The sequence below is a fragment of the Parageobacillus sp. NEAU-HV-2 genome (assembly GCF_059115485.1).
Map to the genome: position 1 here is coordinate 436,482 of NZ_JBXUJJ010000001.1, position 25,482 is coordinate 461,963.

A 25,482-nucleotide genomic window follows, 5' to 3' on the forward strand; every position below is an offset into this window, starting at 1 on the left:
ATAAGTGGTAAAAGTGTTTTCTGCAGATAGAGTGAATCGTGCGGTTTTTGTAATTCGAAAATTTGACACAAATTATTCAAAAAAAGTTCACATTATGTCATGAAAATGTGATTTAATATAAAGAGAAAATAGGATTTTTCGTTCTAATGAAAGAAATACTTTCCTGCGAAGATAATTTGCCAATGCGTTATGATATGATAGAAATGAAGAAAAAATTTTTTCATATGGCGCCGTTCATTGAGCGTATGAAAGCTGGCGGTACGATGAGGAGGAACAGGAGAATGGCAAATTTAAAAACAATGTCTGAACATGCTGACCACGCGGAAGATCGTTCGCGTGTAAATATAGGGATTATTTGGAAAGAACTTTCCTCCGTCATTAAAATAGGAATCGTCAACTCGAATTTAATCACCACTTTTACCGGACTATGGTTGGCGCTCTATTTTACGGGGGAAGGTTTTTTGGAAAATCTTCATATTGTATTTTTTGCGTTGTTTGGTGCTGCACTCGTTATAGCAGGTTCGTGCAGCATTAATAACTTTATTGACCGCGATATCGACCGGTTTATGGAACGGACAAAAGCGCGGCCGACCGTAACGGGAACGATGGAACCAAAGCGGGTGCTTTGGCTTGGGATCGCTCTAGTAACGGTAGGAACGATTAGCCTGCTAATGACGACGGTTACCGCTGCTGTCGTCGGGCTAATCGGAATGGTTACTTACGTATTTTTGTACACGATGTGGTCAAAGCGAAATTATACGCTTAACACCGTTATCGGCAGCATCTCCGGTGCCGTGCCGCCGGTCATTGGATGGACAGCGGTAGATCCAAGCTTCCATGTTGTTCCGATCATTTTATTTTTAATTATGTTTCTATGGCAGCCGCCGCACTTTTTGGCACTAGCAATGAAACGGTGCGAAGAGTACCGCGCCGCAGGCATCCCGATGCTTCCGGTTGTGCACGGCTTTGCGATCACAAAGCGGCAGATCGTTGTATGGGTTGCATGCTTATTGCCACTGCCATTTTATCTGTTCTCATTAGGCGTGCCGTTTTTAACTATTGCTACGTTATTAAACGTGGGGTGGCTTGCATTAGGGCTTTATGGGTTTAAAATGAAAGATGATTTGAAGTGGGCAAAGTGGATGTTTATTTATTCGCTTAATCATTTGACGATTTTATTTGTGGCGATGGTCATCGCTACCCTTTGGTAAACAAAAGAGGTTTAAAATTCTTTCCATTATGAGAAAGAATTCATATAAATTATTTTTATTTCATCAAGTAGAAAGAGGGGTTTGATTAGGCTATGAAAAAATGGCTACGTAACTGGCGCTTATTTTCTCTTTTTAGTGTAATGGCGCTTCTGTTAGCCGGCTGTGGAAAGCCGTTTTTATCGACGCTTCAGCCGGCAGGTGAAGCAGCAGACATGGAATATTCACTCATGCTGCTTAGCACGGCCATTATGGTGCTCGTTGTTGTTGTGGTAACGATTATCTTTGTATACGTTGTCCTTCGTTTCCGGCAACGTAAAGGCGAGGAAAACAAAATTCCAAAACAGGTGGAAGGAAACCATAAGCTCGAAATTATTTGGACTGTTATTCCGATTATTCTCTTGCTTATTTTGGCAGTTCCAACGGTTTATGCAACCTTTAAACTTGCGGACGTCAAACCGATGAACAAAGAAAAACGCGATAAACATACCGTTGTTGTTAACGTCCGCGCTAATCTTTATTGGTGGGAATTTGAATATCCAGACTATGGAGTTATTACAAGCCAAGATTTAGTGGTTCCAACAAATGAGCGAGTGTATTTCAATTTAAAATCTTCTGATGTCAAACACTCGTTCTGGATTCCTGCGGTCGGTGGAAAAATGGATACAAACATAGAAACGAAAAACCAATTTTGGCTTGAATTTGACCAAAAAGCGGCCGACAAAGCAGGAGGCATTTTCTACGGAAAATGTGCGGAGCTTTGCGGTCCGTCCCATGCATTAATGGACTTTAAAGTTAGAGCGCTTCCACGCAATGAGTTTGACGCTTGGATCAAAAAGATGCAAAATGCGAAAAAGCCGGTTGTCACAGATCCGGTTGCCAAACAAGGGGAAGCAATTTTCAATAAAAGCTGTATTGGCTGCCATGCAGTTACACCGTTGGACAAACGCCCAGAGCAGGCACGTACGGCGCCAAACTTGGCAAACTTCGGCGATCGCACGCGCATTGCCGGTGTTTTAGCACATAATGAGGAAAACCTAAAGAAATGGCTAAAAGATCCTGAAAGTGTGAAGCCTGGAAATAAAATGGCAGGCACATATGGCAACTTAACGGATGAGCAAATTAATGCTTTAACAAAATACTTAATGAGTCTAAAGGTTGAATAACAAGCAGTTTTTCTATAAAAAGGAGGTTTAAATCCGTGAGTACAGTAGCTCGCAAAAAGAGCATAATATGGGACTACCTTACAACGGTCGACCATAAAAAAATCGCTCATCTTTATTTAATTGCTGGTGGCATTTTCTTCTTAATGGGTGGCGTTGAAGCGCTGCTCATCCGTATCCAGCTTATAAAGCCGAATAATGATTTCATCGTCGGCGGACTGTATAACCAAGTTTTGACGATGCACGGTACAACAATGATTTTCTTGGCAGCGATGCCGTTATTATTCGCATTGATGAATGCGGCTGTACCAATTCAAATCGGCGCGCGTGACGTTGCGTTTCCGTTCTTAAACGCATTAGGTTTTTGGTTGTTCTTTTTCGGGGGGCTTTTCCTAAACTGTTCATGGCTTTTAGGCGGAGCTCCTGATGCGGGTTGGACGTCTTATGCTTCGCTGTCATTGGAATCACCAGGATACGGAATTGACTTTTACTTATTAGGTTTGCAAGTTTCCGGTTTCGGTACATTAATTAGTGGTATTAACTTCCTAGTAACAATCATTAATATGCGCGCTCCAGGCATGACGTTCATGCGTATGCCAATGCTTACTTGGGCAACATTCGTTGCTTCTGCGTTAATCTTATTTGCGTTCCCGCCATTAACGATTGGTTATCTTTTATTGATATTGGACCGCTTATTTGGCGGTAACTTCTTCAATGCGGCGTTAGGCGGCAATACCATTATTTATGAACACTTATTCTGGATTTTCGGGCACCCAGAAGTATATATCTTAGTATTGCCGGCATTCGGTATTTTCTCTGAAATTATCGCGACTTTCTCTAAAAAACGTTTATTCGGATACTCTTCCATGGTATTTGCGATTGTATTAATCGGCTTTTTAGGATTCATGGTGTGGGCGCACCACATGTTTACAGTTGGTATGGGACCAGTTGCGAACGCAATTTTTGCAGTTGCGACAATGGCCATTGCTGTTCCAACAGGTATTAAAATCTTTAACTGGTTATTCACGATGTGGGGCGGAAGCATCCGCTTTACAACACCAATGTTATATGCTGTTGCGTTTATTCCGTCTTTCGTTATCGGTGGAGTAACTGGGGTTATGCAAGCGGCAGCACCGGCTGACTATCAATATCATGACAGCTACTTCATCGTTGCTCACTTCCACTATGTCATTGTTGGCGGAGTAGTATTCGGTATCTTAGCTGGCACACATTATTGGTGGCCAAAAATGTTTGGGCGAATGTTAAATGAAACGCTTGGCAAAATTACATTCTGGCTATTCTTTATCGGCTTCCATTTAACGTTCTTTATTCAACATTTCCTTGGATTAATGGGAATGCCGCGCCGCGTATTTACCTACTTGCCAGGTCAAGGTTTGGAAACTGGAAACTTAATTAGTTCAATTGGTGCATTTTTCATGGCAGCAGGTGTTATCGTTCTTTTAATCAACATTGTGGTTACGGCGATCAATGGTAAAAAAGCGGAAGCAGATGCTTGGGGAGTCGGACGTACGCTTGAATGGGCGGTTTCCTCGCCAGCACCTGAATACAACTTTGCGCAAACTCCGCTTGTTCGCGGTGTAGATGCTTACTGGCTAGAGAAAATGGAAGGGAAAAAAGGCTTGACTCCGGCAGAACCGCTTGGCGACATCCATATGCCGAACCCTTCATTCCTGCCGTTTGTCATTTCGCTTGGGCTGTTTATCGCTTCATTTGGTATCATGTATCATAACGATCGCGCTTGGGGCTTACCGGTAGCAATTTTTGGATTGTTGATTACTTTTGGTGCTATGTTCTTACGTTCTGTCATTGACGACCATGGTTTCCACATTCATAAAGATGAGATTATCGAAGCAGAGAAAAAGGGGGTTAAGGCATAATGCACGCAGAGGAAAAATTAACGGCGGAAACATTCCCGGCAGCGCCTGAAAGAGCCACCCTCGAAGGGAAAAATAAATTTTTAGGATTTTGGTTTTTCTTAGGGGGAGAGACTGTTCTTTTCGCCTCCCTCTTTGGCACTTTCATAGCGCTTAGAGACAAGACGGCTCAGGGACCGACATCACATGAATTGTTTGAATTGCCGCTCGTGTTTGTTGCGACAATGCTCTTATTGACAAGTAGCTTAACGAGCGTTTACGCTATATATCACATGAAAAACTTTGATTTTAAGAAAATGCAGCTTTGGTTTGGCGTTACTGTATTGTTAGGTCTAGGCTTTCTGGGATTGGAAATTTATGAGTTCAATCATTATGTGCATGAAGGCTTAAAATATTCAACAAGCGCATTTTCATCTGCTTTTTATACGCTAGTCGGTCTGCACGGAAGCCACGTTGCCTTTGGTTTATCGTGGATTTTAACCCTTATGATCCGCAACGCAAAGCGTGGTTTGAACCTTTACAATGCGCCAAAGTTTTATGTGGCGAGCCTTTACTGGCATTTTATTGACGTCGTATGGGTATTCATTTTTACCGTCGTATACCTAATGGGAATGGTGGGGTGAATATATGGTGAATCAAACAAATTCCGGAAACGAGCGCGTTGATTTAGAATATCGTCGCAGAAAAAATGCGGAGGAAATGAAGCATCAAGTCATTTCCTTTGTATTAATGATTTTGCTAACATTAATTGCGTTTGCTGCGGTCGGTTATGACAAATTTTCGCATTGGTTTTCCGTCCCATTTATTTTTCTTCTTGCTGTGGTGCAAGTGATGTTCCAATTGTATTATTTTATGCACATGAGCCATAAAGGACATGAAATGCCATCGTTGTTCCTGTATGCTGGCGTATTTGTTGCTTTCTTGACGATTTGGGCGCTTGCGACCATTGTTTGGTGGTAACCAAAAAAGGAAATCAGCTTTCGCTGATTTCCTTTTTTCATAAGTGTTGATTCACTGATCATACCGACACACGTCTGTCTTTTTTTGTCTGATTGACAGCGCTTCACAATAGACAAATGATAGGGGTGTAGTATAATGAAAAGAGAACGAACTGAGGTGAGATGAAAATGGCATCATTAAGCATGTTTGGTTTTGTTGCGTTATGGAGTCCCTATTTCCTTGCATTTCTGACGTTGATTACATGTCTTTATTTTATGATTGTCGGGCCGTGGAGAACCCGCTTTACAAAGGAAGGACCGCCGACACGCAAGCAGAAAGCATATTTTGTCGCGGGGATCGTGTTGCTTTATATTTGTGTAGGTTCGCCGATTGATTTGCTCGGGCATTTGATATTTAGCGCTCATATGATACAAATGGCGATATTAAGTTTTATGGTTCCACAATTGCTTATTTTAGGAATACCAAATTGGCTGTTTGAGCGTGTTTTCCAAATTCGCCCATTAAAGGCAGCAGTAACGTTTTTGACAAAGCCGCTTATTGCGATAGTTTTATTTAATGGCTTGTTCTCGTTTTATCACGTCCCATTTATTTTTGACTTAGCGAACAGCCATGCGCTTTATCATTCGGTAATTACCACGATGATTTTTATCGCTGCATGGATGATGTGGTGGCCTCTCCTTAATAAAATGCCGGGCTGGCAGTCTCTTAGTGGTCTCAAGAAGATAGGCTATATTTTTGCGGACGGCGTTTTATTGACTCCGGCGTGTGCCTTAATTATTTTCGCCAGTAAGCCGCTATATGCGACTTATTACGATCCGCAAATGTGGATGAAGTCGCTTGCTCTTTGCGTTCCCACCGGGACATTAGCTTCCCTTAATTTAACAGGACCAGAGATGTTCTTTGCGTTTCCACTTCTTGAAGACCAGCAGCTTGGCGGAGTGCTAATGAAAATCATTCAAGAAATTGTTTATGGTACAGTGCTCTTTTTCGTCTTTAAGGAATGGTACCGAAAAGAGCAGGAAAAGGAAAAGTTGGAAACTGCCGTATTGCCACAACCTTCTGAATCATAATGTTTTTATCGAAACGTTTTAACAGTAAATGTTGGATAATCAGTACTCAATGAATACAGTTAATAAGATGGCACGGAGAGGGAGAGGATATGGAATATTCATTGCCGATTTTACCAACTATTAGTACGAGCTGTATTGTCATTAGTGCAGCATTAGTAGCGTATGGATGGTATTTAATACGGAGGAGAAACATTGATGCCCATAAAAAGGTAATGTTAACTGCAGCGGTGTTCGCTTTATTGTTTTTTCTTATTTACTTATCGCGAACGATTTTTATTGGGAACACGAGTTTTGGCGGTCCTGACAGTGTGAAAGTGTATTATACGATCTTTCTTGTGTTTCATATTGTTTTGGCGACCGCTGGCGCTGTTTTTGGCATTGTCACCATTTGGACCGGCCTAAAAGATATCCGTGTCCGTCATAAGCGGCTCGGGCCGATTACAAGCGTTGTATGGTTTTTTACAGCCGCAACCGGTGTCATTGTTTATTTGCTTCTTTACGTATTTTATAAGGGCGGGGAAACGACGTCGATGATTAAAGCGATTTTAGGTTTTTAAACCCGGCAGCTATTTTGTCGGGTTTTTTCTTCATAGTGGCAGCTTGGGAAAAAACGGCATATATTTATAAAACATCCTATGATTGTTGTGAGGCAAGGAAGTAGGAGGGGACATAGGGATGAAAACGGTTGCCACCCGCCTCCGCAAGTGGAGTGCCGCACAAGCTACACTGCACACGATTGTGATGATGTGTCTGCAAGGTCGAAATGAAATCGTTGCTGATGATTGTGAAGTTCATGTCGTTGTTACCGATGATGGCCGCTGCACGGTTACAGTATCGTTAGTCATGAAGCAGGAAGCATCGCTTCTTTTATTGTGCCAGCAAATACAAAAGCATATCGCAGAGGAAATTGCGTTCATGACTCCTTTTACGGTGGATGCAGTGCATATAGTAGTGGAGAGACTGGCTATATAAAAAACGCATGAGGGAAAAACACTCATGCGTTTTTTATATTGACATAGGCTAATTTCGCGGCAATGGTTTTTTCTAAAAACTAACCGCTTAGTTTTGGATTTTGCCAAGCTCTTCTTTTACTTGCGCTAAAATCGTTTGGCATTGATTGACAAGGGAAGAAGGGAAATTTTCGTCCTCCCCGTATTCGACGCCGTGCGGATAATAATGTTTTCCTAAAATAGGCGCAAGCAATTTGATCAAGGCGTAGCGGGAATCGACGTCTCCCTCGACTGCATATCCTTGTACGCGCAGATAAAAAGTATCTCCCTTGATTTGGAATTTGCGGTCGTATGTAACTCTTTCATAGTCCCATTGGCCGGCTCTGACGAACCCAAACCGTTCCATTATGTCATCTAAGCGGGAAAGCTCGATGGTTTGATTTTCAATTCCAGTATTTTCAAATTTCATCTTTATTCCTCCTAACAACACAATATGCTAGTACGCGGAAAAGAAAATATTCCTTCATTTATAATAGTATGAAAGTGGTTCGATTTTCAATGAATTGTTTGCTATTTTGCGTCATTTTGCCATTTGAAATAAATTTTTTTGTTTTCTATTTGTTATTTTTTTTTAATTTGGTGAGACTAAAAGCGGAAAGGGGGCAGCATAAGCAATGAAAAAATTCATGCTTGTTTTATTATTGATTGCAGGAATATGGGGAGCTGGCATGCCAAATATCGCCCATGGCCAAGGAACAACTACGTATATTGTTCAACCGGGCGATACGCTGTGGAAAATTTCTGTCCGCTATCAAGTCGGATTGTCGGAAATTATCGAGGCCAATCCGCAATTTCCTAATCCTAACTTAATTTATCCAGGACAAAAAGTATACGTCCCTATTTTAGACAATGTAAAACGAATCGAAAATGAAGTTGTCCGTCTTACAAATGAACAGCGGGCAAAATATGGTCTCCCGCCGCTGAAAATTGATTGGCAGCTCGCGCGGGTAGCACGTTACAAATCGGCTGACATGCGCGATAAAAACTATTTCCAACATAATTCGCCAACATATGGATCTCCATTTACAATGATGAGAAATTTTGGAATACAATACCGGACAGCCGGCGAAAACATTGCAGCTGGCCAGCGAACTCCGCAAGAAGTAGTCAACGCATGGATGAATAGCCCGGGGCATCGTGCCAATATTTTAAACAAAAACTTTACTCATATTGGAGTAGGGTATGCCAAGGGCGGTTCTTATGGCCATTATTGGACGCAAATGTTTATTGGAAAATAGCCAAATATGAAGGAGAGAAGGATCATGCAAACAGTGCGCGATGTCATGTCAACAAACGTCGAATATTGCACGCCTGTTGATAATGTCTACGAAGTAGCCATAAAAATGCGTGATTTAAACGTTGGAGCGATTCCGGTCGTTGATCATGGACGATTGATTGGAATGATTACAGACCGCGATCTAGTCGTGCGCGGAATCGCTGAAAAACGCCCAGGTTCTACTCAAGTAACGGAAATCATGAGTGACCAATTAGTTACGGTAACCCCGGATACTTCCGTACAGGAAGCAGCGGAGCAAATGGCACGGCATCAAATCCGCCGCCTTCCTGTTGTGGAAAACGGCCGGCTCGTAGGAATCGTTTCCCTTGGCGACCTTGCCACAAACCGTTATTCCGACGAAAGTGCCGGTCGGGCATTAACCGAAATTTCCGAACGTGATTTTCTTCATTAAAATGAAATTAGTTTGTATATGCGAATTCCCCTGTGAAAGAGGGGAATTCGTTTTTTCACGTTTTTTTGCAACGGAAAAAAGGCTATAATGGCAAATAGGATAACTTTTTCGGAAAGCGAGAGTTGCCATGTGAAGTGGTTTTTCCTTGTTTTGTTATTATTGATCGGATTTTATTATTTTGCCCCGATTACCCCTCCACTTAGCCCACCGCAAGAAGAAGAATTGAACAAACATATTGTAAAAGAGCCGAAAGTCGAAAGCGGTATTGTTTCGATGATTGGAAAAACAGAAAAAGATATAAAAAAGAAATTCGGTACGCCAGCTCGAATTGACGCTTCTGCCTATGACTACGAATGGTGGATTTATAATCGGAAGGCGAGCGAATACTTGCAAATCGGGATTATGGACGGAAAGGTTGTTACGGCATTTATATGCGGAGAACATGTAAATGCAAAACCGTTTTACATTGGACAACCACTTCAAGAAGTATTTAAGATGATGCCTGTTTTGTCCAATGTGGAAATAAAATTAAGCACGGGAACGTACCGCTTCGAGTTATCGGAACAAGATTATGCCTCTCGGCCGATTGTCAAAATCGGCGATGTTTATGCTCAATTATATGTGGATCGTTTTACGGGAAAGGTTTCAAGCATTCGTTTAATGACAGGGGAAATATTTGTAAAAATGCGGCCGTATGAGCTTGTCTACCGCGGCAGCTTGCCCACTCCCGCTCCTTTATCCGCAAAAAAGCAGCGGGAAGTCGAATTGGCGAATGCAAGACAAATTTTTGATATTACGAACGTCATTCGCCAGCGCCACCGCCTAAATCCGGTCCGCTGGCATGAGAAAGCGGCAATCGTCGCCTACATGCATAGCAAAGATATGCAAGATCACGGTTTTTTCTCTCATGAATCGCCAAAACACGGGGGGCTGCAAGATCGACTATTGACGGCAAACATAAAATTTCAAATGGCTGGGGAAAATATTGCCGCGCATCAAGTGGACGGCATTGAAGCAGTAGAAGGGTGGCTGAACAGCAAAAGTCATCGCGAAACACTATTGAACGAGCAATTTACTGATCTTGGTGTTGGCGTTTCCAGTGATTATTATACGCAAGACTTTTTAAAACCATGGTAACAAAATAAATACCATCGTGGCAGAAAAATGGGCGCACGTCAACTCAATATATACGATAGTATATGGTAGGTAGGCAGGAGTGGATAAGGAGGAGTAGATAATCAATGGAAAAACCTCTGCATCCTTCAGTAGAAAAGTTTAAGCAGTTTGTAAAAAAACACCCGAAAATCATTCAGGAAGTACGCAGCGGAAAAAAGACGTGGAAAGAATTTTACGAAGACTGGTATTTATTTGGCGAGGACGATGAAATATGGGAACCGTATAAACAAGAGCCATCATCGGCGAAGCCAACGGAGAAAGGAAGCAACAAATGGCTTGAAAAAATTTCTAATATATTACAAAATCTTGACTCGGATGAAGTGCAAAAGCATTTAGCGAGCGTGCAGCAAGCGATTGCTGCCATCCAAAATATTATTACTCAATTTCAAGGGTCGGAAATGCAGCATATGCGGACGGCGAAAGATCAACATCCATTTTCATTTCGCAAAGATTAAGAGGGGGCGCCGATGAGAAAAGAAGTAATGCAATATATTCGCACGAAAAAAATGCTGCAATCGTTTATTCGCGAACAGCCGCGGTGGTATCGCCTTCTCTCCCGCTACCCGCACAAGCTGCCGTCGTTTGAACTGGAAGCGATGCATTACTATGAGCAGACCATTCCGCACAAAGTAGAGAAAATTGCTCATTCTTTGCAGATGGCTTCATTGATGCTCCATATGTTTCAAACGCTGCGTGACTAATTTTTTTTGGCAAAAAGGCAAAGACTATTTTTCAAAGGAGTGATGTCTTTGCCAAAACGAATAATGATGTTATGTTTGTTTTTCGTTGTTTTGTTAGGCGCGTGCGGAAATGATAAGCCGGCGCCGCAAACAAACATCCGCAACGTCGTGCACGCGATGACAAGCGACAGCAAATCGTTCCAGGTTAAACATCATGTAAAAGGGAAAGACGTATTGATTGAGTGTGTTGCCGCCAATTTTCCGTTCCAAAAAGGGAAAAATGGCGGGCATATTAACGTCTATTTAAACGACCAAAAAATCAATGAGGTATATACTGCAGCATTTATGTTGCGCGGATTGCCGACGGGAAAACATGTCGTCCGGCTTGAGCTTGTTTATAATGATGGAAAAATCACCGGAATGTTGCATGAATTTACCGTAACGATCCCGTAAGAAGAGGTCTGACAGAGAAGTCAGACTTTTTTTATGTTAACCGTTCGATCAACCGGTCTCCTCACTTCTCATTTTCCCCCTTCCCATGGTATCATTACAATGGAGGTGTCAATTACGTGATTATTGCAACTCTCGAGCGCATCGAGATTTTAGATAAAGCAGAAGCATTAGCGAAAATGATTGTACAATCGGAAGTGGTGGAAGAATACCGCCGCTGTTTGCAACGGCTGAAGCAAGACCGCGCTGCTCAAAATATTATCGTTCGTTTTGCGAAAGCGAAGGAGCGTTACGAAGAGGTGCAGCGCTTTGGAAAATATCATCCTGATTATCATCAAGTGATGAAAGAAGTACGTGAAGCAAAGCGTCAACTCGATTTTCACGAGACGATTGCCGCTTTTAAAAAAGCGGAAAATGCGGTTCAGGAGTTGTTGGACGAGATTAGTGTCTTAATTGGCAAGGCGGTATCCGAGCAAATAAAAGTCCCAACGGGAAATCCGTACTTTTTGTCTGCAAGTTGTTCCGGCGGCTGCGGAGCGGGAGGAAGCTGCGGTTGCCGCACATAGCATAAAAAGGGGAATGGTGATATGTTTCCAAAACGACAAGGGATTATCGTTTGGCTTCATTCATTAAAGCATAGTAGACATTTGCGGAAATTCGGCAACATTCATTATATTTCGAAGCGGTTAAAATATGTCGTTTTATATTGCGATATGGAGCAAGTAGATGAAATGATAAAAAAGCTTGCTTCCTTGCCGTTTGTTAAACGGGTTGAACCATCTTACCGCCCGTTTTTAAAGTTGGAGTTTGAATCGAAAACGGAAAAAGAAAAGGAAAAAGACTCCTCTTATCCGTTAGGATATTCGACCGACTAAAAGAGGCTGACTCAAGTCAGCCTCTCTTCTTTTCCCTATTGAAGGGGAGGGATAAAGCGGTTCATTCGCATAATGCCGATTAAATGCTGGTAATATAGATCCAATTCTGCGAAAAAGGTGGAAGGTTTTACTTCCAAATGAATAATCTCCGTTCCTAGCTCCTTTGCCAGCTGGGCAAAGAGCTCATAGCGCTTGTTCGGTTTTACAGATGGATTAGGAATCCCTTCGCGGCAGATGTAAAGCGGCTGAAAATCACCCGGATCGGTCGGATGCAGGACGACGACGCAGGACGTTACCGGTTTTCCGTTTTTCACTGTATGAAAAGCAAAAAGCCCGGATAAACGATGGCGATTGGCACGGGCAAGCTCTATTAATTCATATATATCCGAATAGCCTTCACCTAGCTCGATAAAACGCTGAATCATGGATATCCCCCTTATGATATGGTCCATACATAACTTTAATCTTTGTTTAGCAAAATTTCAAATAAAATTTTGCGTTCGTTTCCAAAACAAAAAAAAAAGCCCTGCAGCACTTTGTCTGCAGGGGTCCTTTACATTTGCTTTCCCCCGCGCATCGGAAGGGCAAGCAAATGAAAGGAAAAGAAAAGGGAGAGGAGAAACCGGAGGAAGAACTTATGGGGAAACGTAAGTCTTCTCCGTGGTTGGCAACAACATCCGCGTGGATGTTGTCATTACTCATTATGGACAGTTTGCCGATTTCTATACATGCCACTATGAAAAATTCGCCTGTTTTACTATAATAAAGTTTATGATACGATTAACGTTGAAAAAGCACCAAAGTCAAAACGTGGTGAAAAGCGATGAGAGTCATTTCAGGAAAATGTAAAGGTAGACACCTGCAAGCGGTTCCAGGAATGTCGACAAGACCAACGACGGATAAAGTGAAAGAAGCGATATTTAATATGGTCGGTCCGTATTTTTCCGGCGGCGTTGGCCTTGACTTATTCGGCGGCAGCGGCGGTCTAGGAATTGAAGCATTAAGCCGCGGGCTCGACCTCGTTATTTTTGTCGATTATGACGCCAAAGCGGTGCAAACGATCAAAAAAAACGTAGCGGCATGCGGACTGCAAGATCAAGCCGAAATATATCGCAATGATGCCGAGCGGGCGTTAAGGGCGATTGTCAAACGCGGGCTTTGTTTTGATGTGATTTTTCTTGATCCGCCATACAAAGAGCAAAAGTTGCCGACGCTTCTTTCCTTTATTGATACGCATCATCTTTTGGAAAAAGGCGGTGTTGTCGTTGCCGAACATGCAGCGGAAATACACCTTCCTGAACGGGTAGGGGGCCTGTGCAAATGGAAACAGGAAACGTATGGGATTACCGCGGTTTCGATTTACCGGTATATGGATGAGGAGAAAGGGGAATAGGAAAATGGCGAGCATTGCAGTTTGCCCAGGAAGCTTTGACCCAGTTACATATGGCCATTTAGATATTATTAAAAGGGGCGCAAAAGTATTTGATCAAGTGTATGTGGCGGTATTGAACAACTCTTCCAAGAAACCGCTGTTTTCTGTAGAAGAGCGGATGGAGCTATTGCGGGAGGTCACGCGTCCGTTCCCTAATGTATATGTAGAGTCGTTCCACGGCCTGCTTGTCGACTATGCGCGCAGCAAAAACGCTAATGCCATTTTGCGTGGATTGCGGGCTGTTTCTGACTTTGAATATGAAATGCAAATCACGTCGATGAATCGCGTCCTTGACGAAAACATCGAAACGTTTTTTATGATGACAAACAGCCAGTACGCTTTTTTAAGTTCGAGCATTGTGAAAGAAGTGGCAAAATATAATGGCGACATTTCCGATTTAGTGCCGCCTGTCGTCGAGGAAGCGCTGAAAAGAAAATTCGCTGCTATCGCTTCTAACGAGGATGGCAATTAAACTGTATGAACTGCTGACTTAAAAGGAAGCTCTCTTTTTAAGTCAGTCATTTTATCATAACCGAGCGTGAAATCCCCCACCTCAACCAAAGGGAAGCGGGGGAGAAGGTCAACTGCTATGTTTTGGCATTGCTTTGGAAGTAAGCCAAATATAGAGGCACAAAAAGGAAATAGTGACGATTGGTCCGAACTGTTGCATTAGCTGCCAGTAATGGTTCATCCAGTCCGGAGTGTAGGCGGCAAAAAACGTCGGAATGACGCTTGCGTTTTTGTCGACTGAACGGGTGTAGAGTGGTTCCCACAATACATATGTAAAACAAGCGGCAAAGCATCCGTGCATGATTCGTGCAATAAAAAACGGTTTGAAGCGAATGTTCGCTTCGGCGAGAATGCTTGCGACTTGCGCCTGTACGGAAAATCCGCCAAAGGCAAGAATAAAGCTTGTTACAATTGCTTTTTGCAGCAACTCGGCTTCATCGGTTTGGCTGACCATTTGACTGCCGAGCGTAATTTCGAATAGGCCAGAAATCATTGGAATGCTAAGTTCTTTCGGCAGTTGAAACAAGTGAAGGACGTACTGAAAAATAAGAGCGATATGTTCCGTAATATGCATCATGTAAAGCAGTTTATTAACAACAGAAAAAAGAATAATAAATCCGCCGATCATTAATAATGTTTGGACGGAGGATCGTACAGCGTCTCCTAATAATTTTCCAAGCGGTTGTTCGTTTTTCAGGCGCGTTTCATGAAGGACACGGAAAGCGTAAGGAAGGGAAAACGCGTGACGCGGCCGTTTTGGTTTTCCTTTTTCTTCTGTTTTTCCGTGAAACCTCATGATCATGCCTACACAGATGTTTCCAATATAGTGGGAAGCGGCTAAAATAAGACCGAGATTCGGATTATTGAAAAATCCGACTGACACCGCACCGAAAATAAATAGTGGATTGGACGAATTGGTGAATGAAGCGAGCCGCTCTGCTTCGATCGCAGAAATTTGTTTTTCTTGATAGAGACGAGCAGTTAATTTTGCTCCCGATGGATATCCTGATGCCATTCCCATCGCCCAGGCGAAGCCGCCGACGCCGGGAACGCGAAAAAGCGGACGCATGAGCGGCTCTAGTAAAACGCCAAGCAAACTCACTACGCCGAAGCTGATTAATAATTCGGAAATAATAAAAAAGGGTAATAATGATGGAAATACAACTTCCCACCACATATTTAAACCACGGATCGACGCTTCTAATGATTGCTGCGGATAAAAAATTAAGGAAAAGGCGAATAAAGTGGCGGCTGAAGCGAGAAAGACGGTTTTTCCTTTTTGTTTTATGTTTGTTCTGCCTCCGGTCGAAGACACTTTCTCTCCCCCTTTTGAATGTCTTATTGCGATGTACAACCTCATATAATCTAATATACGAGTGTAGGGGGAGGTTTTAGACCATAAGCTGGGAACAAGAACGCCATACGGAAGGGGGAGGCAGAGTGTTTCCGAAAATTGGATTAGCGTTAGGTTCGGGAGGAGCAAGAGGTTTTGCCCATCTTGGCGTGCTAAAAGTATTGGAAGAGGAAGGCATTCCAATTTCTTATATAGCAGGAAGCAGCATCGGGGCGCTTGTCGCTGCCCTGTATGCCAGCGGCCTCGGCCTTGATCGTTTATATAAGCTCGCAAAGTCGTTTCGCCGCAATGATTTTATCGACTTGACGATTCCGAAAATGGGATTAATTTCTGGAAAACGAATTACTGAGTTTATCCGGCTTCTCACGAAGGGAAAACAAATACAGGAACTAGAGATTCCGATAGCAATTGTCGCCACCGACTTGCAGACAGGGAAAAAGGTAGTGTTTCGTCAAGGTGATGTCGCCCGTGCGGTACGGGCCAGCATTTCCATTCCCGGTATTTTTGTTCCTGCAGAGATCGATGGGCGACTGCTTGTAGATGGAGGGGTAGTCGACCGTGTCCCTGTTTCCGTTGTTCGTGAAATGGGAGCGGATATGGTCATTGCCATTGATGTGTCACCATTGAATAGAAACGGAGAAATTACTTCCATATTTGATGTCATTTTACAAAGTCTTGATATTTTGCAGGACGAAATCGTCTCTCATCGGCGGCTTTCCTCGGATGTGATGATTCGTCCGCGCCTAGAGCAATATAGTTCACGCGCGTTTACCGATGTGGAAGAGATTATCGCGGCCGGAGAACAGGAAGCAAGAAAAGATTTAGCAAAAATTCGCCGAGCAATTGAAAAGTGGAAGGAGCATTCGCACTAATGAAGAAACGAACGTATGTGGTGGCGTTTTTCTTTGGCGTCATCATAGCATTGCTAGCTATTTTTATTAAGCTTCCCTACTATGTAACGATGCCTGGAAGCGCACAAGATTTAAAACCGCTCGTTCATGTGGAGCGCGGCGATGAGGACGAGGGGACGTTTATGTTAACGACCGTGAGAATGGGAAGAGCAAATGCCATCTCCTATCTTCTTGCCCATGTTCGTTCGTTTTATGAACTTTATCCGCTTGAGGAAATTAAACAAGAAGGGGAAACGGATGAAGAATACACGATGCGCCAGCTTCAGCTAATGGAGCAGTCAAAGGAAGCGGCAATCGCTGTTGCCTATAAAAAAGCCGGCAAGCCCGTTTCCTATAAAGCAAAAGGGATATATGTGATGAGCGTGCTGCCGCATATGCCGGCGGACGGATATTTAAAAGTTGGCGACCGCATTGTGGCTATCGACGGAAAAAAGATGAATACATCGGAACAGATGGTGGAATATATCCGTACGAAGAAAAAAGGTGACAAAGTCCATATTTCGTTTGTCCGCGATAAAAAACAAAAAGAAACAACGATTGCATTAATGCCATTCCCACATGAACCAACACAAATCGGCATCGGGGTTTCGCTTGCAACCGATTATGACATCGTTACAAATCCGCCTGTCCGCGTTGACTCTGAGCAAATTGGCGGACCATCGGCCGGATTAATGTTTTCGCTAGAAATTTATAACCAATTAGTGGAGGAAGATATTACGAAAGGACATAAAATTGCCGGCACTGGCACGATTAATATGAAAGGGGAAGTTGGTCCAATTGGCGGCATCTCGCAAAAAGTTGTCGCCGCCGACCGCGAAGGAGCGGAAATTTTCTTTGCCCCTAATGAGCATGGCGCGGCCGATTCAAACTATCGCGAAGCAGTGAAAACAGCGAAAAAAATTGGGACAACGATGAAAATTGTCCCGGTTGATACGTTTGATGATGCCATCCGCTATTTAAAACAGATGCAATAGTTTCGTCGTTTGCTGGTGGTCGTTACAGCTGAATCGGAGCGGTTGCGTACTCTTCTTTTAGTGCCTGTGTGCGAAGCGGTTCGGAGAATATAGCGGCATAAGCAGAGGCCGCTTTTTTTTCTTGCTGGTAAATCGGGTCATGCTGTAATTTTGCCACTTTCGTGACGAGCGGCAACAATAAATGTTTTTTCACATGCTGCAAGTAACGGCGTCCGTTTTCCGTCATGCCAAGCAAGCGAATGTATGTCGGCGCTTCCGCTTGATTTTGCTGCTCTTTTGTAAAGTTTGTTAAAATATGGGTGCATGTTCGCTGTAACCGCGTCCATGTATATCGCTTTGTTTTCACCTTATCGATCAACGCGGAAAACGTCGAGGCGGTGGCGATCGTTTGCTTAAGGCGGTATTCAATTCCTTCCTCGACGCCAGCGATTTCGCGCAGTTCCGCTTCTTCTGTCGTCATGATGCGGTATTTTAAAAACGGGAAATACACTTCCCAATCATGTAGGGTGCCATATGTCTCTGTATATTGCTTTAATATTTGTTTCGTCGTAGCTGGTATATACGAAGCGATCGTTTCGAGCCCGCCAGACGATCCTTGCAGCGCCTTTCGCAGGCTGGTCGCGCTGGCGATGGACGGATGCGAAAAGGCTTCATCATGGTAGTTGGAGGCGATGCGGCGAATCGTCCGCGGTACGATTGGAAGGTTGTTTTGTAAAATCGATTTCACATAAGCGAAGCCGAGCATATTGTTTGGTTTTGCTAAATCAAGCGAAGCAAGGTCGAATCGTTTCCAGGCTTCTGCGTTAGCCTTTGGGTAGCTCAATCCTTTTTGTAGCGCTTCCTGTACATAACGGTCATGCTCCTCTTTTTGTTTTAAAAATGTTTTGACTACGTCAAGAAATGCCGTTATATCTCCATTTTCGCTTCCAAAACAAATTTCCGCGCAATGTAACGCATTAAGGAGCATCACCGCGCCGTTAGCAAACCGCTCCGCCGCTTGCACGGCAAACGCATATGGCAGTTCGATCACGATATCGACTCCAGCTGCGAGCGCCATTTTCGTGCGCGCCCATTTCGATACGAGCGCCGGCTCCCCGCGCTGCAGAAAATTTCCGCTCATGACGGCAATGACGCAATCGGCCCCAGTTTGTTTTTTCGTTTCTTGCAGGTGGTACCAATGTCCGTTATGGAACGGATTATACTCGACAATAACTCCAACCGCTTTCATTTGCCTTCTCCCTAATAATATTTTACTAAGCAAGGTGATAAATTTTACGGAAACTGACAACAATTATACTGTAAAGAAAAAATATTGACAAATAAAGAAACGAAACGTATAATTTTCTTTGTTGCCTTGAGGTGATTTTTATGAAATGGACTGTTCATCAACTTCAGCAGTTTCAACATAGGGAAATGGTGATTGACGAATATGTCGATGTTTCCGATTTAAAGCAAATCGATGCATTGATCCGTGATATTTCGCCCGTGCATGTACAAGGAAAGGCCGATATTGGCTCGACAAAATTTACTTTTCATTTATCGGTGTCGGGGACGATGGTGCTACCTTGTTCACGGACGTTAGTCGACGTTTCGTATCCATTTTCCATTGAAACGACGGAAACGTTTTTTACGAATGATTATGATATCGTATCGACAGATGAAGATACACATTTAGTAAAAAATGAAACAGTAGATTTGCTGCCGATTATTAAAGAACTTATTCTTTTAGAAATTCCGCTGCAAGTGTTTGCGGAAGAAGAGACGGCGCAAGACGGGGCTCCTCAGTCCGGAGAAGGCTGGGAAGTTATTCAGGAAGACTGCTGGGAGGAAATGGAAGCGGAGCGAACAAAACAGAAAATCGACCCTCGTCTGGCCGGCTTAGCGAAGTTTTTTGATAAGGACAAACAGGAATAAGCAAAGCACCCGGGTTGAATCCGGATTTATGCTGATACTTCGACATGCTGATAAGGAGGTGGGAAGCATGGCAGTACCTTTTAGAAGAACATCGAAAACAAGAAAAAGATTGCGCCGCACTCACTTTAAATTGCAAGTGCCAGGCATGGTAGAATGCCCAAATTGCGGTGAAATGAAATTAGCGCACCGCGTCTGCAAATCTTGCGGAACTTACAAAGGAAGAGAAGTTGTCAACAAATAATCTTTCATTAGCAACAAGCACAAGAAAAAACTTGTGCTTGTTGTTTTTTTATACAGACAAGCAGGAAAATGCGCTTTCAACGCCTAATTGATTTTTTAAGAAAGGGGAAAAAGAATATGACAGTAGCGACCATAGAGCATGACCAAGACGGAGTTGTTTGGTTTACGATTTGCCGTCCGGAAAAACGCAATGCTATTAACTTTGAGGTAATGGACAAATTAGAAGAAACGATAAAGCTGGTGGAAGATGATAAGCAGGCAAAAATGCTCGTCATCACCGGAACAGGCGAGAAAGCGTTTTGTTCCGGCGGTGATTTAAGCCAATTTCAGCATTTACAGGCCGAAGGTGCAAAACAGATGTTAAAAAGAATGGGACAACTTTTATATTCCTTGCTTACGCTGTCTAAACCAACGGTTGCCTTGATCAATGGCGCTGTGATGGGCGGCGGCTGTGAGTTGGCGTCCGCCTGCGACTTTCGCTATGCGAAATCGGGAAGCAAAATCGGCTTTATTCAAGGAAAATTGGGAATAACGACTGGTTGGGGCGGAGCGACGATGCTTTTTGAAAAGCTCCCTTATACGCGAGCGCTGAATATACTGCTGCGTGCCGAAAGAATTCAAGCAGAAACAATGCAAGCATATGGCTGGATTGATGCGGTGCTGCCTGGCAACGATCTGCGGGAAGAATGTCGACAACTGCTCGCCCCGTACGTATCGCAATCGGTTGCTGTCTTGCGCGCCTATAAGCTGGCGGCGATAGAAAAATGGAAAAGTGATGAATTTCGCATAAGGTTTTTTGCCGAAATTAGCCAGTGCGCCGAATTGTGGGGCTCGGAAGAACATGAAAAAGCAGTGCGTGCTTTTTTGCAGAAATCATAATTTTCCCCTTCTATCTTTTCTATTAGCCGCATACATATAGTGACAAAGCGGCTGTTAGGGGGGAAGAAGATGACAAGTGTACGTCAGGATGCATGGACGCAAGAAGAAGATTTGCTGTTAGCGGAAGTGGTCTTGCGCTATATTCGTGAAGGCGGCACGCAGCTTCAAGCTTTTGAAGAAGTAGGACGGCGTTTGTCGCGCACGGCGGCTGCGTGCGGTTTTCGCTGGAATTCCTATGTGCGCAAACAGTATAAAGAGGAAATTGAGCTGGCAAAAAGGCAGCGGAAGGAGCGCAAAAAAGAAGCAGCGGTATCCAATGAAGATAAGGGACAAAAGCAGGCGGAAGCAATACTAGAGAAAAACTTAACATGGTCTGATGTAATCGCCTTTTTGCAAACACACGGGCAGAATGCGCGCAACTCGCAACGAATAGCGGATGAAAACCGGGCCTTAAAGAAAGATATGGAGCAATTGCAGCAAATGATCACGAAATTACAAGCGGAGAAAGAAGCGCTGCAAAAAGAACTATCAGCCATTCAAGCAGAGTATAAAACATTGCTTGCCATTATGGAGCGGGCGCGAAAAATGATCGCGCTGGAAGAAGAGCAGAGTCAAAAAGAAAAAGACGAACAAGAGCAAAACCTCGTTCTGGAAAACGCAGAATAGCCATAAAAGCTGACGTTCTCGTCAGCTTTTTTTCTTAACGTCTGAACCGCTTGTTTGCTAAAATAGGACTAACATGAATTAATTGGAAGGCAGGGGATGTTGTGAAAATTGGCATTGTCGGCGGCGGAGCGATCGGTTTGCTAGTCGCCGCATATTTAGGCAAAGAACATGAAGTCACTGTGTACACAAGGCGCTCGCTGCAAGCAAAACGATTAAAGAATGAGGGATTGCGGCTTGAAAAAAAAGGAGAAACCACGTGCATTTCCGTACAGGCGGCGCCATTGGCTGAAGCAGCCATTGATGATGATATTGTGTTTATCACGGTGAAGCAATATGATCTGGCTGCCGTCCTTGACAGGAAAGATCGGTTTCGCTGCGTTCAAGCCGTTGTTTTTTTGCAAAATGGAATGGGACATGTCGAAAAGTTAGCTGCTTTTAGCGAAAAAAATGTTATTGTCGGTGTAGTGGAGCATGGCGCGATAAAGCGGGACGATCGTACTGTTGAGCATACAGGGATTGGCAAAATTGTGCTAGCAAGCTTCTATGGCACATTGCAAGACGTTATGCCTCTAGCAGCAAGATGCATTCCTGATTTTCCGTTTGAAATTACCGACGATTGGGAGCAAATGCTAGTAAAGAAATTGATCGTCAATGCTGTCATTAATCCGTTGACAGCACTTTTACGCGTTCCAAACGGAAAGCTGCTGCAAGTAGCGCCATATTACGAAATGATGAAGCTATTGTTTTCCGAATTGCAACAAGTATTGCCGATCAAAGATGGAGAGGCGGCATGGAAGCATATTGTGAGCATTTGTCAAAAAACTGCAGAAAACTATTCATCGATGTACATGGATGTTACGCAACAGCGCAAAACGGAAGTGGACGCTATTTTAGGCTATGTTTTAAAAAAAGGGGCCAAACTTGGTCTGTCACTGCCGCTTGTGCAATTTTTATTTTATGCGATCAAGGGGATGGAAGAAGGGGGAGAATAATATGGATGAGCTGTTGGCTCGACTGCTTGCGACATTTGTCACAATGCCGCTATTAGCCTTTTTTTTCGTCTATTTCTTTGCGCGCAAGTTATGGAAAAGAAAACGGAAATCGTTTTATGCCGCAGTAAACGTGTCCACGCTATTTTTTATTGTCGCCGTTCACTTTTTGCTTATGATTCTTTCGGGCAAGTCGTATTTATGGTATATTGTACTTTTTTTACTACTAATGCATATGTTGATTGCGATCGGGTATTGGCGGAAAAAAGCGGACTTTCATTTTACCGTGGTTTTCCGCCTGTTTTGGCGGGCAAGCTTCCTATTGTTTTCCACGCTTTACGCCGGCCTTCTCGTTTATGGAATGGTCGTGAGAGTGTCTAGCAACTTATGAAAAACATACGGCAATCATGAGCAACTGTTTTTTCATTTGCGAACAAGAAATGCTATACTCATGAAAGAGATATATACATAAGAAAGGGAGTTTTTTACATGGAAGTTCGCGAGATTCCTTTAAGGGCTACTACATCGTTGGCTACCGATTACATAAACGGCGCTTTTCCAACAGAAAAAGGTTTTTCATATTCACTTAAAGCCGAGGATGTGTTTCGAAGGAGGCTTTCTGATATAAAAGATAGGGCTTATTTACGCCGCGAACTCGTTGAATATTTGCGCTCCTATCATAAACGGTTTCAGGCAAGTTCCAAAACGATGGAAAATATCGATAAACTACTCGATCCAGAAAGCGTAGTGGTTGTCGGGGGGCAGCAAGCGGGACTGTTGACCGGGCCGCTTTATACCATTTACAAAATTATCACGATCATCGGGCTTGCGAAAGAACAAGAGAGACAGTTAGGCGTTCCGGTCGTCCCGATTTTTTGGATTGCCGGCGAAGATCATGATATCGCCGAAGTCAATCATGTGTACGTTGTTGAAGATGGAAAAATGAAAAAAGCTGTTTATCCTTATCTTCTGCAGGAAAAACGAATGGTAGCGGACGTGCCGCTAGACCGTCAAGTTGCTTATGATTGGGTCAGTAGTGTCGTCAAAACATATGGGGAAACAGAAACGACGAATAAGCTGCTCGATTTTCTATTCCGATGTCTAGAGGAATCGCAAACGTTTGTCGACTTTTTCGCTTCGCTTGTTTTGCGGCTGTTCGCTTCGGAAGGCTTGGTGGTGTTGAACGCGGCCGATGCCGAACTGCGTGCGTTAGAAAGCGGCTTTTTTACGGCTTTGATCGAGCGCCATCGTGAGATAACGGCTGCGGTATTGCAAAAGCAAGACGAACTTCGGCGGCTCGGCTATAAACAACTGCTTGATATTCATCCGCATTCCACGAATTTATTTTATTATGACGGACGGGAACGCTGGCTGCTCGAATATGACTCACAGAAAGAAATGTTTCGCAGCAAAAAAGGAGACATAATGTTGGCGAAAGGAGAATTAATGCAATTAGCCAAAACAAAGCCTGCTTGTTTAAGCAATAATGTCGTGACCCGCCCGCTTATGCAAGAGTTTTTGCTGCCGACGCTGGCGTTTGTGGCTGGTCCTGGGGAAATCGCTTATTGGGCCGAGCTCAAAGAAGCGTTTTCCGTCTTTGGATTGCAAATGCCGCCAGTCATTCCGCGCGTCCAGATGACGATCGTCGAGCGCTCCATCCAAACGGATTTAGCCGACATCGGCATCGATATTATGGATGTGCTTGAAGGGCGGATCGAAGCGGCAAAACAACAATGGCTGGCAAAAAAGGCCCGCTATTCGCTCGAAGACATATTCGCCAAAGCGAAGGTGGAAATGGAGGAGATCCATCGCCCGCTTCGAGAAATCGGCATGGAAATTGATCGTGGATTAGCAGGAGTGTTGACGAAAAATGCCGCCCTCGTCCAGGCACAAATCGATTTTCTTCAGCAAACGTTGCAGCGGGCGTTAATGCGCAAATATGAGGTGGAGCTGCAAAAATTTTTGCGCGTAGAAATGTCATTAAGACCGAACGGAGCGCCACAGGAGCGGATTTGGAATATTTTTTATTACATTAACAAATACGGATTTGATTTTGTAGAAAAACTTTTACAATTGAACGGTCATTGGAACGGAATGCATAAAATTGTATATATATAAGGCTTTTTCAAAGAAAAAGTCGAAAAGAAAAATCCTGTTTGTTGCAGGATTTTTTTTTATTAAAATGAATAGTTAAACAATACAAAGAGAGTGGAAATAAAAGTAAAAAACATTTGTTCGTAATTTTTTGGTGTTGTGCCGAAATACGACAAAAACAAACAGAAGAAGACGCGGTTTTACAAAAAAAGCTAAAATTTTGTTGTGTTTTGCGGTATAATAAATAGGTGATAGCCCTGTTAGAAACGAATGAGGCAAGCTAGGCTGCGATGATGCGAATTTTTCCATAAAGATGCAGTGGTAAGCGATAAAGGTGGTGGACATGTGTTTGAGCATACAACCGTATTATTAAAAGAAGCAGTAGATGGGCTTCATATTAAACCAGATGGAACTTATGTCGACTGCACGCTTGGTGGCGGCGGACATAGCGAATATTTGCTTTCGCAATTGTCGGAGAAAGGCCGGTTATTTGCTTTCGATCAAGATGATATGGCCATCGAGCATGCGAAGAAGCGATTAGCACGTTACGAAAAACAAGTAACGTTTATTCATAGAAACTTTCGCTTTCTGCAAGAAGAACTGGCGGCGCGCGGGGTCGAAGAAGTAGACGGGATTTTATTTGATTTAGGAGTGTCCTCGCCGCAGCTCGATATGCCGGAACGTGGCTTTAGCTATCACTATGATGCGCCATTGGATATGCGGATGAACCGTGAGCAATCGTTAACGGCGTATGACATTGTTAACCAATGGCCGTATGAGAAGCTCGTCCATATCTTTTTTCATTACGGCGAGGAAAAGTTTTCAAAACAAGTGGCGCGAAAAATAGAAGAAGTGCGCAAAGAAAAACGAATTGAAACGACGGGGGAGTTAGTTGACATCATTAAAGCGGCGATTCCGGCGCCAGCGAGACGGAGCGGGGGGCATCCTGCAAAACGAATTTTTCAGGCAATCCGCATTGCCGTCAACGATGAGCTGCAAGCATTTAAAGATGCGATTAGACAGGCGATTGATTTATTAAAATGTGGTGGAAGAATTAGTGTGATTACGTTTCACTCGCTAGAAGACCGTATTTGTAAAGTGGCTTTTAAAGAAGCAAGCCAAGGTCCGCAGCTTCCTCCCGGACTTCCGCTTATTCCCGATCAGCACCGCCCCGTACTAAAAATCATTACGAAAAAGCCGATCGTTCCTTCTGAAGAAGAAGTGGAACAAAACCATCGCGCGCGTTCCGCGAAGTTGCGTATTGCCGAGAAACTATAAGGATAGTCTTATTCGCTATAAAGAAATGGAAGATGCATAAAACCATATCATTCATGAACAGGAGGG

The 25,482-nt window shown here is 43.5% G+C and carries 33 protein-coding genes; 29 read left to right on the plus strand and 4 right to left on the minus strand.

The window, feature by feature from the left end:
- Positions 1–281: 281 nt before the first annotated feature.
- From cyoE to AC1WMD_RS02435, 8 genes are all read left to right on the plus strand, one after another.
- Positions 282–1,211 (plus strand): heme o synthase, encoded by a 930-nt coding sequence (cyoE, locus tag AC1WMD_RS02400; protein ID WP_494255883.1) that lies wholly within the window; start codon positions 282–284, stop codon positions 1,209–1,211.
- Positions 1,212–1,303: 92 nt separating this feature from the next.
- The gene (gene coxB, locus AC1WMD_RS02405; RefSeq protein WP_043903993.1) at positions 1,304–2,374 is read left to right on the plus strand and encodes a cytochrome c oxidase subunit II; all 1,071 of its coding nucleotides are present in this window, start codon (positions 1,304–1,306) and stop codon (positions 2,372–2,374) included.
- Between the two features lie 35 nt (positions 2,375–2,409).
- The gene (gene ctaD / locus AC1WMD_RS02410) at positions 2,410–4,269 is read left to right on the plus strand and encodes a cytochrome c oxidase subunit I (RefSeq protein ID WP_043903994.1); all 1,860 of its coding nucleotides are present in this window, start codon (positions 2,410–2,412) and stop codon (positions 4,267–4,269) included.
- Complete coding sequence (locus AC1WMD_RS02415) at positions 4,269–4,889, plus strand: cytochrome (ubi)quinol oxidase subunit III (RefSeq protein ID WP_494255884.1); 621 nt, start codon at positions 4,269–4,271, stop codon at positions 4,887–4,889. Before ctaD ends, AC1WMD_RS02415 begins: the two co-directional genes overlap by 1 nt.
- 4 nt (positions 4,890–4,893) lie before the next feature.
- Entirely contained in the window at positions 4,894–5,226 is a 333-nt protein-coding gene (gene ctaF / locus AC1WMD_RS02420; RefSeq protein WP_043903996.1) for a cytochrome c oxidase subunit IVB, read from the plus strand.
- A 167-nt stretch (positions 5,227–5,393) separates the two neighbouring features.
- Positions 5,394–6,296 carry a cytochrome c oxidase assembly factor CtaG gene (gene ctaG, locus AC1WMD_RS02425; protein WP_043903997.1) on the plus strand — a complete coding sequence of 301 codons (903 nt, stop codon included), beginning with the start codon at positions 5,394–5,396 and terminating at the stop codon, positions 6,294–6,296.
- An 89-nt stretch (positions 6,297–6,385) separates the two neighbouring features.
- Entirely contained in the window at positions 6,386–6,853 is a 468-nt protein-coding gene (locus tag AC1WMD_RS02430; protein ID WP_494255885.1) for a DUF420 domain-containing protein, read from the plus strand.
- Between the two features lie 118 nt (positions 6,854–6,971).
- The gene (locus tag AC1WMD_RS02435; RefSeq protein WP_043903999.1) at positions 6,972–7,268 is read left to right on the plus strand and encodes an Asp23/Gls24 family envelope stress response protein; all 297 of its coding nucleotides are present in this window, start codon (positions 6,972–6,974) and stop codon (positions 7,266–7,268) included.
- Positions 7,269–7,355: 87 nt separating this feature from the next.
- On the opposite strand, the gene AC1WMD_RS02440 is transcribed toward AC1WMD_RS02435, so the two are convergent.
- Entirely contained in the window at positions 7,356–7,715 is a 360-nt protein-coding gene (locus tag AC1WMD_RS02440; RefSeq protein ID WP_043904000.1) for a YugN family protein, read from the minus strand.
- A 259-nt stretch (positions 7,716–7,974) separates the two neighbouring features.
- Here AC1WMD_RS02440 and safA point away from each other — a divergent pair, with 259 nt between their 5' ends.
- From safA to AC1WMD_RS02480, 8 genes are all read left to right on the plus strand, one after another.
- On the plus strand, positions 7,975–8,544 hold the full coding sequence (safA, locus tag AC1WMD_RS02445) for a SafA/ExsA family spore coat assembly protein (RefSeq protein WP_409994236.1): 570 nt from the start codon (positions 7,975–7,977) through the stop codon (positions 8,542–8,544).
- 24 nt (positions 8,545–8,568) lie between these two features.
- Positions 8,569–8,994, plus strand: coding sequence for a CBS domain-containing protein (locus AC1WMD_RS02450; RefSeq protein ID WP_043904002.1), 426 nt, complete (start codon positions 8,569–8,571; stop codon positions 8,992–8,994).
- A gap of 129 nt (positions 8,995–9,123) precedes the next feature.
- Positions 9,124–10,131 carry a CAP domain-containing protein gene (locus AC1WMD_RS02455; protein ID WP_494255886.1) on the plus strand — a complete coding sequence of 336 codons (1,008 nt, stop codon included), beginning with the start codon at positions 9,124–9,126 and terminating at the stop codon, positions 10,129–10,131.
- Between the two features lie 104 nt (positions 10,132–10,235).
- Positions 10,236–10,625 carry a YlbD family protein gene (locus AC1WMD_RS02460; RefSeq protein ID WP_043904004.1) on the plus strand — a complete coding sequence of 130 codons (390 nt, stop codon included), beginning with the start codon at positions 10,236–10,238 and terminating at the stop codon, positions 10,623–10,625.
- Between the two features lie 12 nt (positions 10,626–10,637).
- Positions 10,638–10,871 (plus strand): YlbE-like family protein, encoded by a 234-nt coding sequence (locus AC1WMD_RS02465; RefSeq protein ID WP_043904005.1) that lies wholly within the window; start codon positions 10,638–10,640, stop codon positions 10,869–10,871.
- 42 nt (positions 10,872–10,913) lie between these two features.
- Positions 10,914–11,303, plus strand: coding sequence for a hypothetical protein (locus tag AC1WMD_RS02470; RefSeq protein WP_043904006.1), 390 nt, complete (start codon positions 10,914–10,916; stop codon positions 11,301–11,303).
- Positions 11,304–11,419: 116 nt separating this feature from the next.
- Positions 11,420–11,866, plus strand: coding sequence for a YlbF/YmcA family competence regulator (locus AC1WMD_RS02475; protein WP_043904007.1), 447 nt, complete (start codon positions 11,420–11,422; stop codon positions 11,864–11,866).
- 21 nt (positions 11,867–11,887) lie between these two features.
- Positions 11,888–12,175, plus strand: a complete 288-nt coding sequence (locus tag AC1WMD_RS02480) for a YlbG family protein (RefSeq protein ID WP_043904008.1) — start codon at positions 11,888–11,890, stop codon at positions 12,173–12,175.
- Between the two features lie 35 nt (positions 12,176–12,210).
- Here the strand turns inward: AC1WMD_RS02480 and AC1WMD_RS02485 are convergent, their stop codons facing one another.
- Positions 12,211–12,600 carry a DUF7147 family protein gene (locus AC1WMD_RS02485; RefSeq protein ID WP_043904009.1) on the minus strand — a complete coding sequence of 130 codons (390 nt, stop codon included), beginning with the start codon at positions 12,598–12,600 and terminating at the stop codon, positions 12,211–12,213.
- 167 nt (positions 12,601–12,767) lie between these two features.
- Here AC1WMD_RS02485 and AC1WMD_RS02490 point away from each other — a divergent pair, with 167 nt between their 5' ends.
- The 3 genes from AC1WMD_RS02490 to coaD are packed head-to-tail and all read left to right on the plus strand — an operon-like array spanning position 12,768 to position 14,079.
- Entirely contained in the window at positions 12,768–12,938 is a 171-nt protein-coding gene (locus AC1WMD_RS02490; protein WP_186003914.1) for a hypothetical protein, read from the plus strand.
- A gap of 60 nt (positions 12,939–12,998) precedes the next feature.
- Complete coding sequence (gene rsmD, locus AC1WMD_RS02495; RefSeq protein ID WP_043904011.1) at positions 12,999–13,568, plus strand: 16S rRNA (guanine(966)-N(2))-methyltransferase RsmD; 570 nt, start codon at positions 12,999–13,001, stop codon at positions 13,566–13,568.
- 4 nt (positions 13,569–13,572) lie between these two features.
- The gene (coaD, locus tag AC1WMD_RS02500; RefSeq protein WP_043904012.1) at positions 13,573–14,079 is read left to right on the plus strand and encodes a pantetheine-phosphate adenylyltransferase; all 507 of its coding nucleotides are present in this window, start codon (positions 13,573–13,575) and stop codon (positions 14,077–14,079) included.
- Positions 14,080–14,187: 108 nt separating this feature from the next.
- On the opposite strand, the gene spoVV is transcribed toward coaD, so the two are convergent.
- Positions 14,188–15,405, minus strand: a complete 1,218-nt coding sequence (gene spoVV, locus AC1WMD_RS02505) for a dipicolinic acid transporter SpoVV (protein ID WP_043906499.1) — start codon at positions 15,403–15,405, stop codon at positions 14,188–14,190.
- A gap of 152 nt (positions 15,406–15,557) precedes the next feature.
- Between spoVV and AC1WMD_RS02510 the strand changes: the two genes are divergently transcribed.
- A complete protein-coding gene (locus tag AC1WMD_RS02510) occupies positions 15,558–16,343 on the plus strand; it encodes a patatin-like phospholipase family protein (RefSeq protein WP_043904013.1) in 786 nt (261 codons plus the stop codon).
- A complete protein-coding gene (locus tag AC1WMD_RS02515) occupies positions 16,343–17,356 on the plus strand; it encodes a SepM family pheromone-processing serine protease (RefSeq protein ID WP_494255887.1) in 1,014 nt (337 codons plus the stop codon). The genes AC1WMD_RS02510 and AC1WMD_RS02515 overlap by 1 nt, the downstream gene beginning before the upstream one ends.
- 22 nt (positions 17,357–17,378) lie before the next feature.
- On the opposite strand, the gene AC1WMD_RS02520 is transcribed toward AC1WMD_RS02515, so the two are convergent.
- Positions 17,379–18,584 (minus strand): nucleotidyltransferase, encoded by a 1,206-nt coding sequence (locus AC1WMD_RS02520; RefSeq protein ID WP_494255888.1) that lies wholly within the window; start codon positions 18,582–18,584, stop codon positions 17,379–17,381.
- Positions 18,585–18,724: 140 nt separating this feature from the next.
- On the opposite strand from AC1WMD_RS02520, the gene AC1WMD_RS02525 reads away from it, so the two are divergent.
- From AC1WMD_RS02525 to rsmH, 8 genes are all read left to right on the plus strand, one after another.
- On the plus strand, positions 18,725–19,270 hold the full coding sequence (locus AC1WMD_RS02525) for a YceD family protein (RefSeq protein ID WP_494255889.1): 546 nt from the start codon (positions 18,725–18,727) through the stop codon (positions 19,268–19,270).
- Between the two features lie 67 nt (positions 19,271–19,337).
- Complete coding sequence (gene rpmF, locus AC1WMD_RS02530; protein WP_003251950.1) at positions 19,338–19,511, plus strand: 50S ribosomal protein L32; 174 nt, start codon at positions 19,338–19,340, stop codon at positions 19,509–19,511.
- Between the two features lie 116 nt (positions 19,512–19,627).
- A complete protein-coding gene (locus AC1WMD_RS02535) occupies positions 19,628–20,389 on the plus strand; it encodes an enoyl-CoA hydratase/isomerase family protein (protein ID WP_494255890.1) in 762 nt (253 codons plus the stop codon).
- Between the two features lie 69 nt (positions 20,390–20,458).
- Complete coding sequence (locus AC1WMD_RS02540; protein ID WP_043904018.1) at positions 20,459–21,055, plus strand: RsfA family transcriptional regulator; 597 nt, start codon at positions 20,459–20,461, stop codon at positions 21,053–21,055.
- 101 nt (positions 21,056–21,156) lie between these two features.
- Positions 21,157–22,047 (plus strand): 2-dehydropantoate 2-reductase, encoded by an 891-nt coding sequence (locus AC1WMD_RS02545; RefSeq protein ID WP_043904019.1) that lies wholly within the window; start codon positions 21,157–21,159, stop codon positions 22,045–22,047.
- 1 nt (position 22,048) lies between these two features.
- Positions 22,049–22,435, plus strand: coding sequence for a DUF3397 domain-containing protein (locus tag AC1WMD_RS02550; RefSeq protein ID WP_043904020.1), 387 nt, complete (start codon positions 22,049–22,051; stop codon positions 22,433–22,435).
- Positions 22,436–22,533: 98 nt separating this feature from the next.
- A complete protein-coding gene (bshC, locus tag AC1WMD_RS02555; protein ID WP_043904021.1) occupies positions 22,534–24,162 on the plus strand; it encodes a bacillithiol biosynthesis cysteine-adding enzyme BshC in 1,629 nt (542 codons plus the stop codon).
- A gap of 321 nt (positions 24,163–24,483) precedes the next feature.
- A complete protein-coding gene (gene rsmH, locus AC1WMD_RS02560) occupies positions 24,484–25,416 on the plus strand; it encodes a 16S rRNA (cytosine(1402)-N(4))-methyltransferase RsmH (protein WP_043904022.1) in 933 nt (310 codons plus the stop codon).
- The last annotated feature ends 66 nt before the right edge of the window (positions 25,417–25,482 follow it).

Excerpts from the sequence above, each read along its gene's own strand:
- AC1WMD_RS02480 (WP_043904008.1), top strand. The coding sequence starts at position 11,888 with ATGTTTCCAAAACGACAAGGGATTATCGTTTGGCTTCATTCATTAAAG.
- ctaF (WP_043903996.1), top strand. The coding sequence starts at position 4,894 with ATGGTGAATCAAACAAATTCCGGAAACGAGCGCGTTGATTTAGAATAT.
- AC1WMD_RS02515 (WP_494255887.1), top strand. The coding sequence starts at position 16,343 with ATGAAGAAACGAACGTATGTGGTGGCGTTTTTCTTTGGCGTCATCATA.
- AC1WMD_RS02490 (WP_186003914.1), top strand. The coding sequence starts at position 12,768 with ATGAAAGGAAAAGAAAAGGGAGAGGAGAAACCGGAGGAAGAACTTATG.
- safA (WP_409994236.1), top strand. The coding sequence starts at position 7,975 with ATGCCAAATATCGCCCATGGCCAAGGAACAACTACGTATATTGTTCAA.
- AC1WMD_RS02415 (WP_494255884.1), top strand. The coding sequence starts at position 4,269 with ATGCACGCAGAGGAAAAATTAACGGCGGAAACATTCCCGGCAGCGCCT.
- AC1WMD_RS02520 (WP_494255888.1), bottom strand. The coding sequence starts at position 18,584 with ATGAAAGCGGTTGGAGTTATTGTCGAGTATAATCCGTTCCATAACGGA.
- AC1WMD_RS02435 (WP_043903999.1), top strand. The coding sequence starts at position 6,972 with ATGAAAACGGTTGCCACCCGCCTCCGCAAGTGGAGTGCCGCACAAGCT.
- AC1WMD_RS02430 (WP_494255885.1), top strand. The coding sequence starts at position 6,386 with ATGGAATATTCATTGCCGATTTTACCAACTATTAGTACGAGCTGTATT.
- rsmD (WP_043904011.1), top strand. The coding sequence starts at position 12,999 with ATGAGAGTCATTTCAGGAAAATGTAAAGGTAGACACCTGCAAGCGGTT.
- AC1WMD_RS02485 (WP_043904009.1), bottom strand. The coding sequence starts at position 12,600 with ATGATTCAGCGTTTTATCGAGCTAGGTGAAGGCTATTCGGATATATAT.
- coxB (WP_043903993.1), top strand. The coding sequence starts at position 1,304 with ATGAAAAAATGGCTACGTAACTGGCGCTTATTTTCTCTTTTTAGTGTA.
- AC1WMD_RS02470 (WP_043904006.1), top strand. The coding sequence starts at position 10,914 with ATGTCTTTGCCAAAACGAATAATGATGTTATGTTTGTTTTTCGTTGTT.
- AC1WMD_RS02525 (WP_494255889.1), top strand. The coding sequence starts at position 18,725 with ATGAAATGGACTGTTCATCAACTTCAGCAGTTTCAACATAGGGAAATG.
- coaD (WP_043904012.1), top strand. The coding sequence starts at position 13,573 with ATGGCGAGCATTGCAGTTTGCCCAGGAAGCTTTGACCCAGTTACATAT.
- AC1WMD_RS02450 (WP_043904002.1), top strand. The coding sequence starts at position 8,569 with ATGCAAACAGTGCGCGATGTCATGTCAACAAACGTCGAATATTGCACG.
- AC1WMD_RS02550 (WP_043904020.1), top strand. The coding sequence starts at position 22,049 with ATGGATGAGCTGTTGGCTCGACTGCTTGCGACATTTGTCACAATGCCG.
- ctaG (WP_043903997.1), top strand. The coding sequence starts at position 5,394 with ATGGCATCATTAAGCATGTTTGGTTTTGTTGCGTTATGGAGTCCCTAT.
- AC1WMD_RS02540 (WP_043904018.1), top strand. The coding sequence starts at position 20,459 with ATGACAAGTGTACGTCAGGATGCATGGACGCAAGAAGAAGATTTGCTG.
- bshC (WP_043904021.1), top strand. The coding sequence starts at position 22,534 with ATGGAAGTTCGCGAGATTCCTTTAAGGGCTACTACATCGTTGGCTACC.
- rpmF (WP_003251950.1), top strand. The coding sequence starts at position 19,338 with ATGGCAGTACCTTTTAGAAGAACATCGAAAACAAGAAAAAGATTGCGC.
- AC1WMD_RS02460 (WP_043904004.1), top strand. The coding sequence starts at position 10,236 with ATGGAAAAACCTCTGCATCCTTCAGTAGAAAAGTTTAAGCAGTTTGTA.
- AC1WMD_RS02535 (WP_494255890.1), top strand. The coding sequence starts at position 19,628 with ATGACAGTAGCGACCATAGAGCATGACCAAGACGGAGTTGTTTGGTTT.
- AC1WMD_RS02465 (WP_043904005.1), top strand. The coding sequence starts at position 10,638 with ATGAGAAAAGAAGTAATGCAATATATTCGCACGAAAAAAATGCTGCAA.
- AC1WMD_RS02440 (WP_043904000.1), bottom strand. The coding sequence starts at position 7,715 with ATGAAATTTGAAAATACTGGAATTGAAAATCAAACCATCGAGCTTTCC.
- cyoE (WP_494255883.1), top strand. The coding sequence starts at position 282 with ATGGCAAATTTAAAAACAATGTCTGAACATGCTGACCACGCGGAAGAT.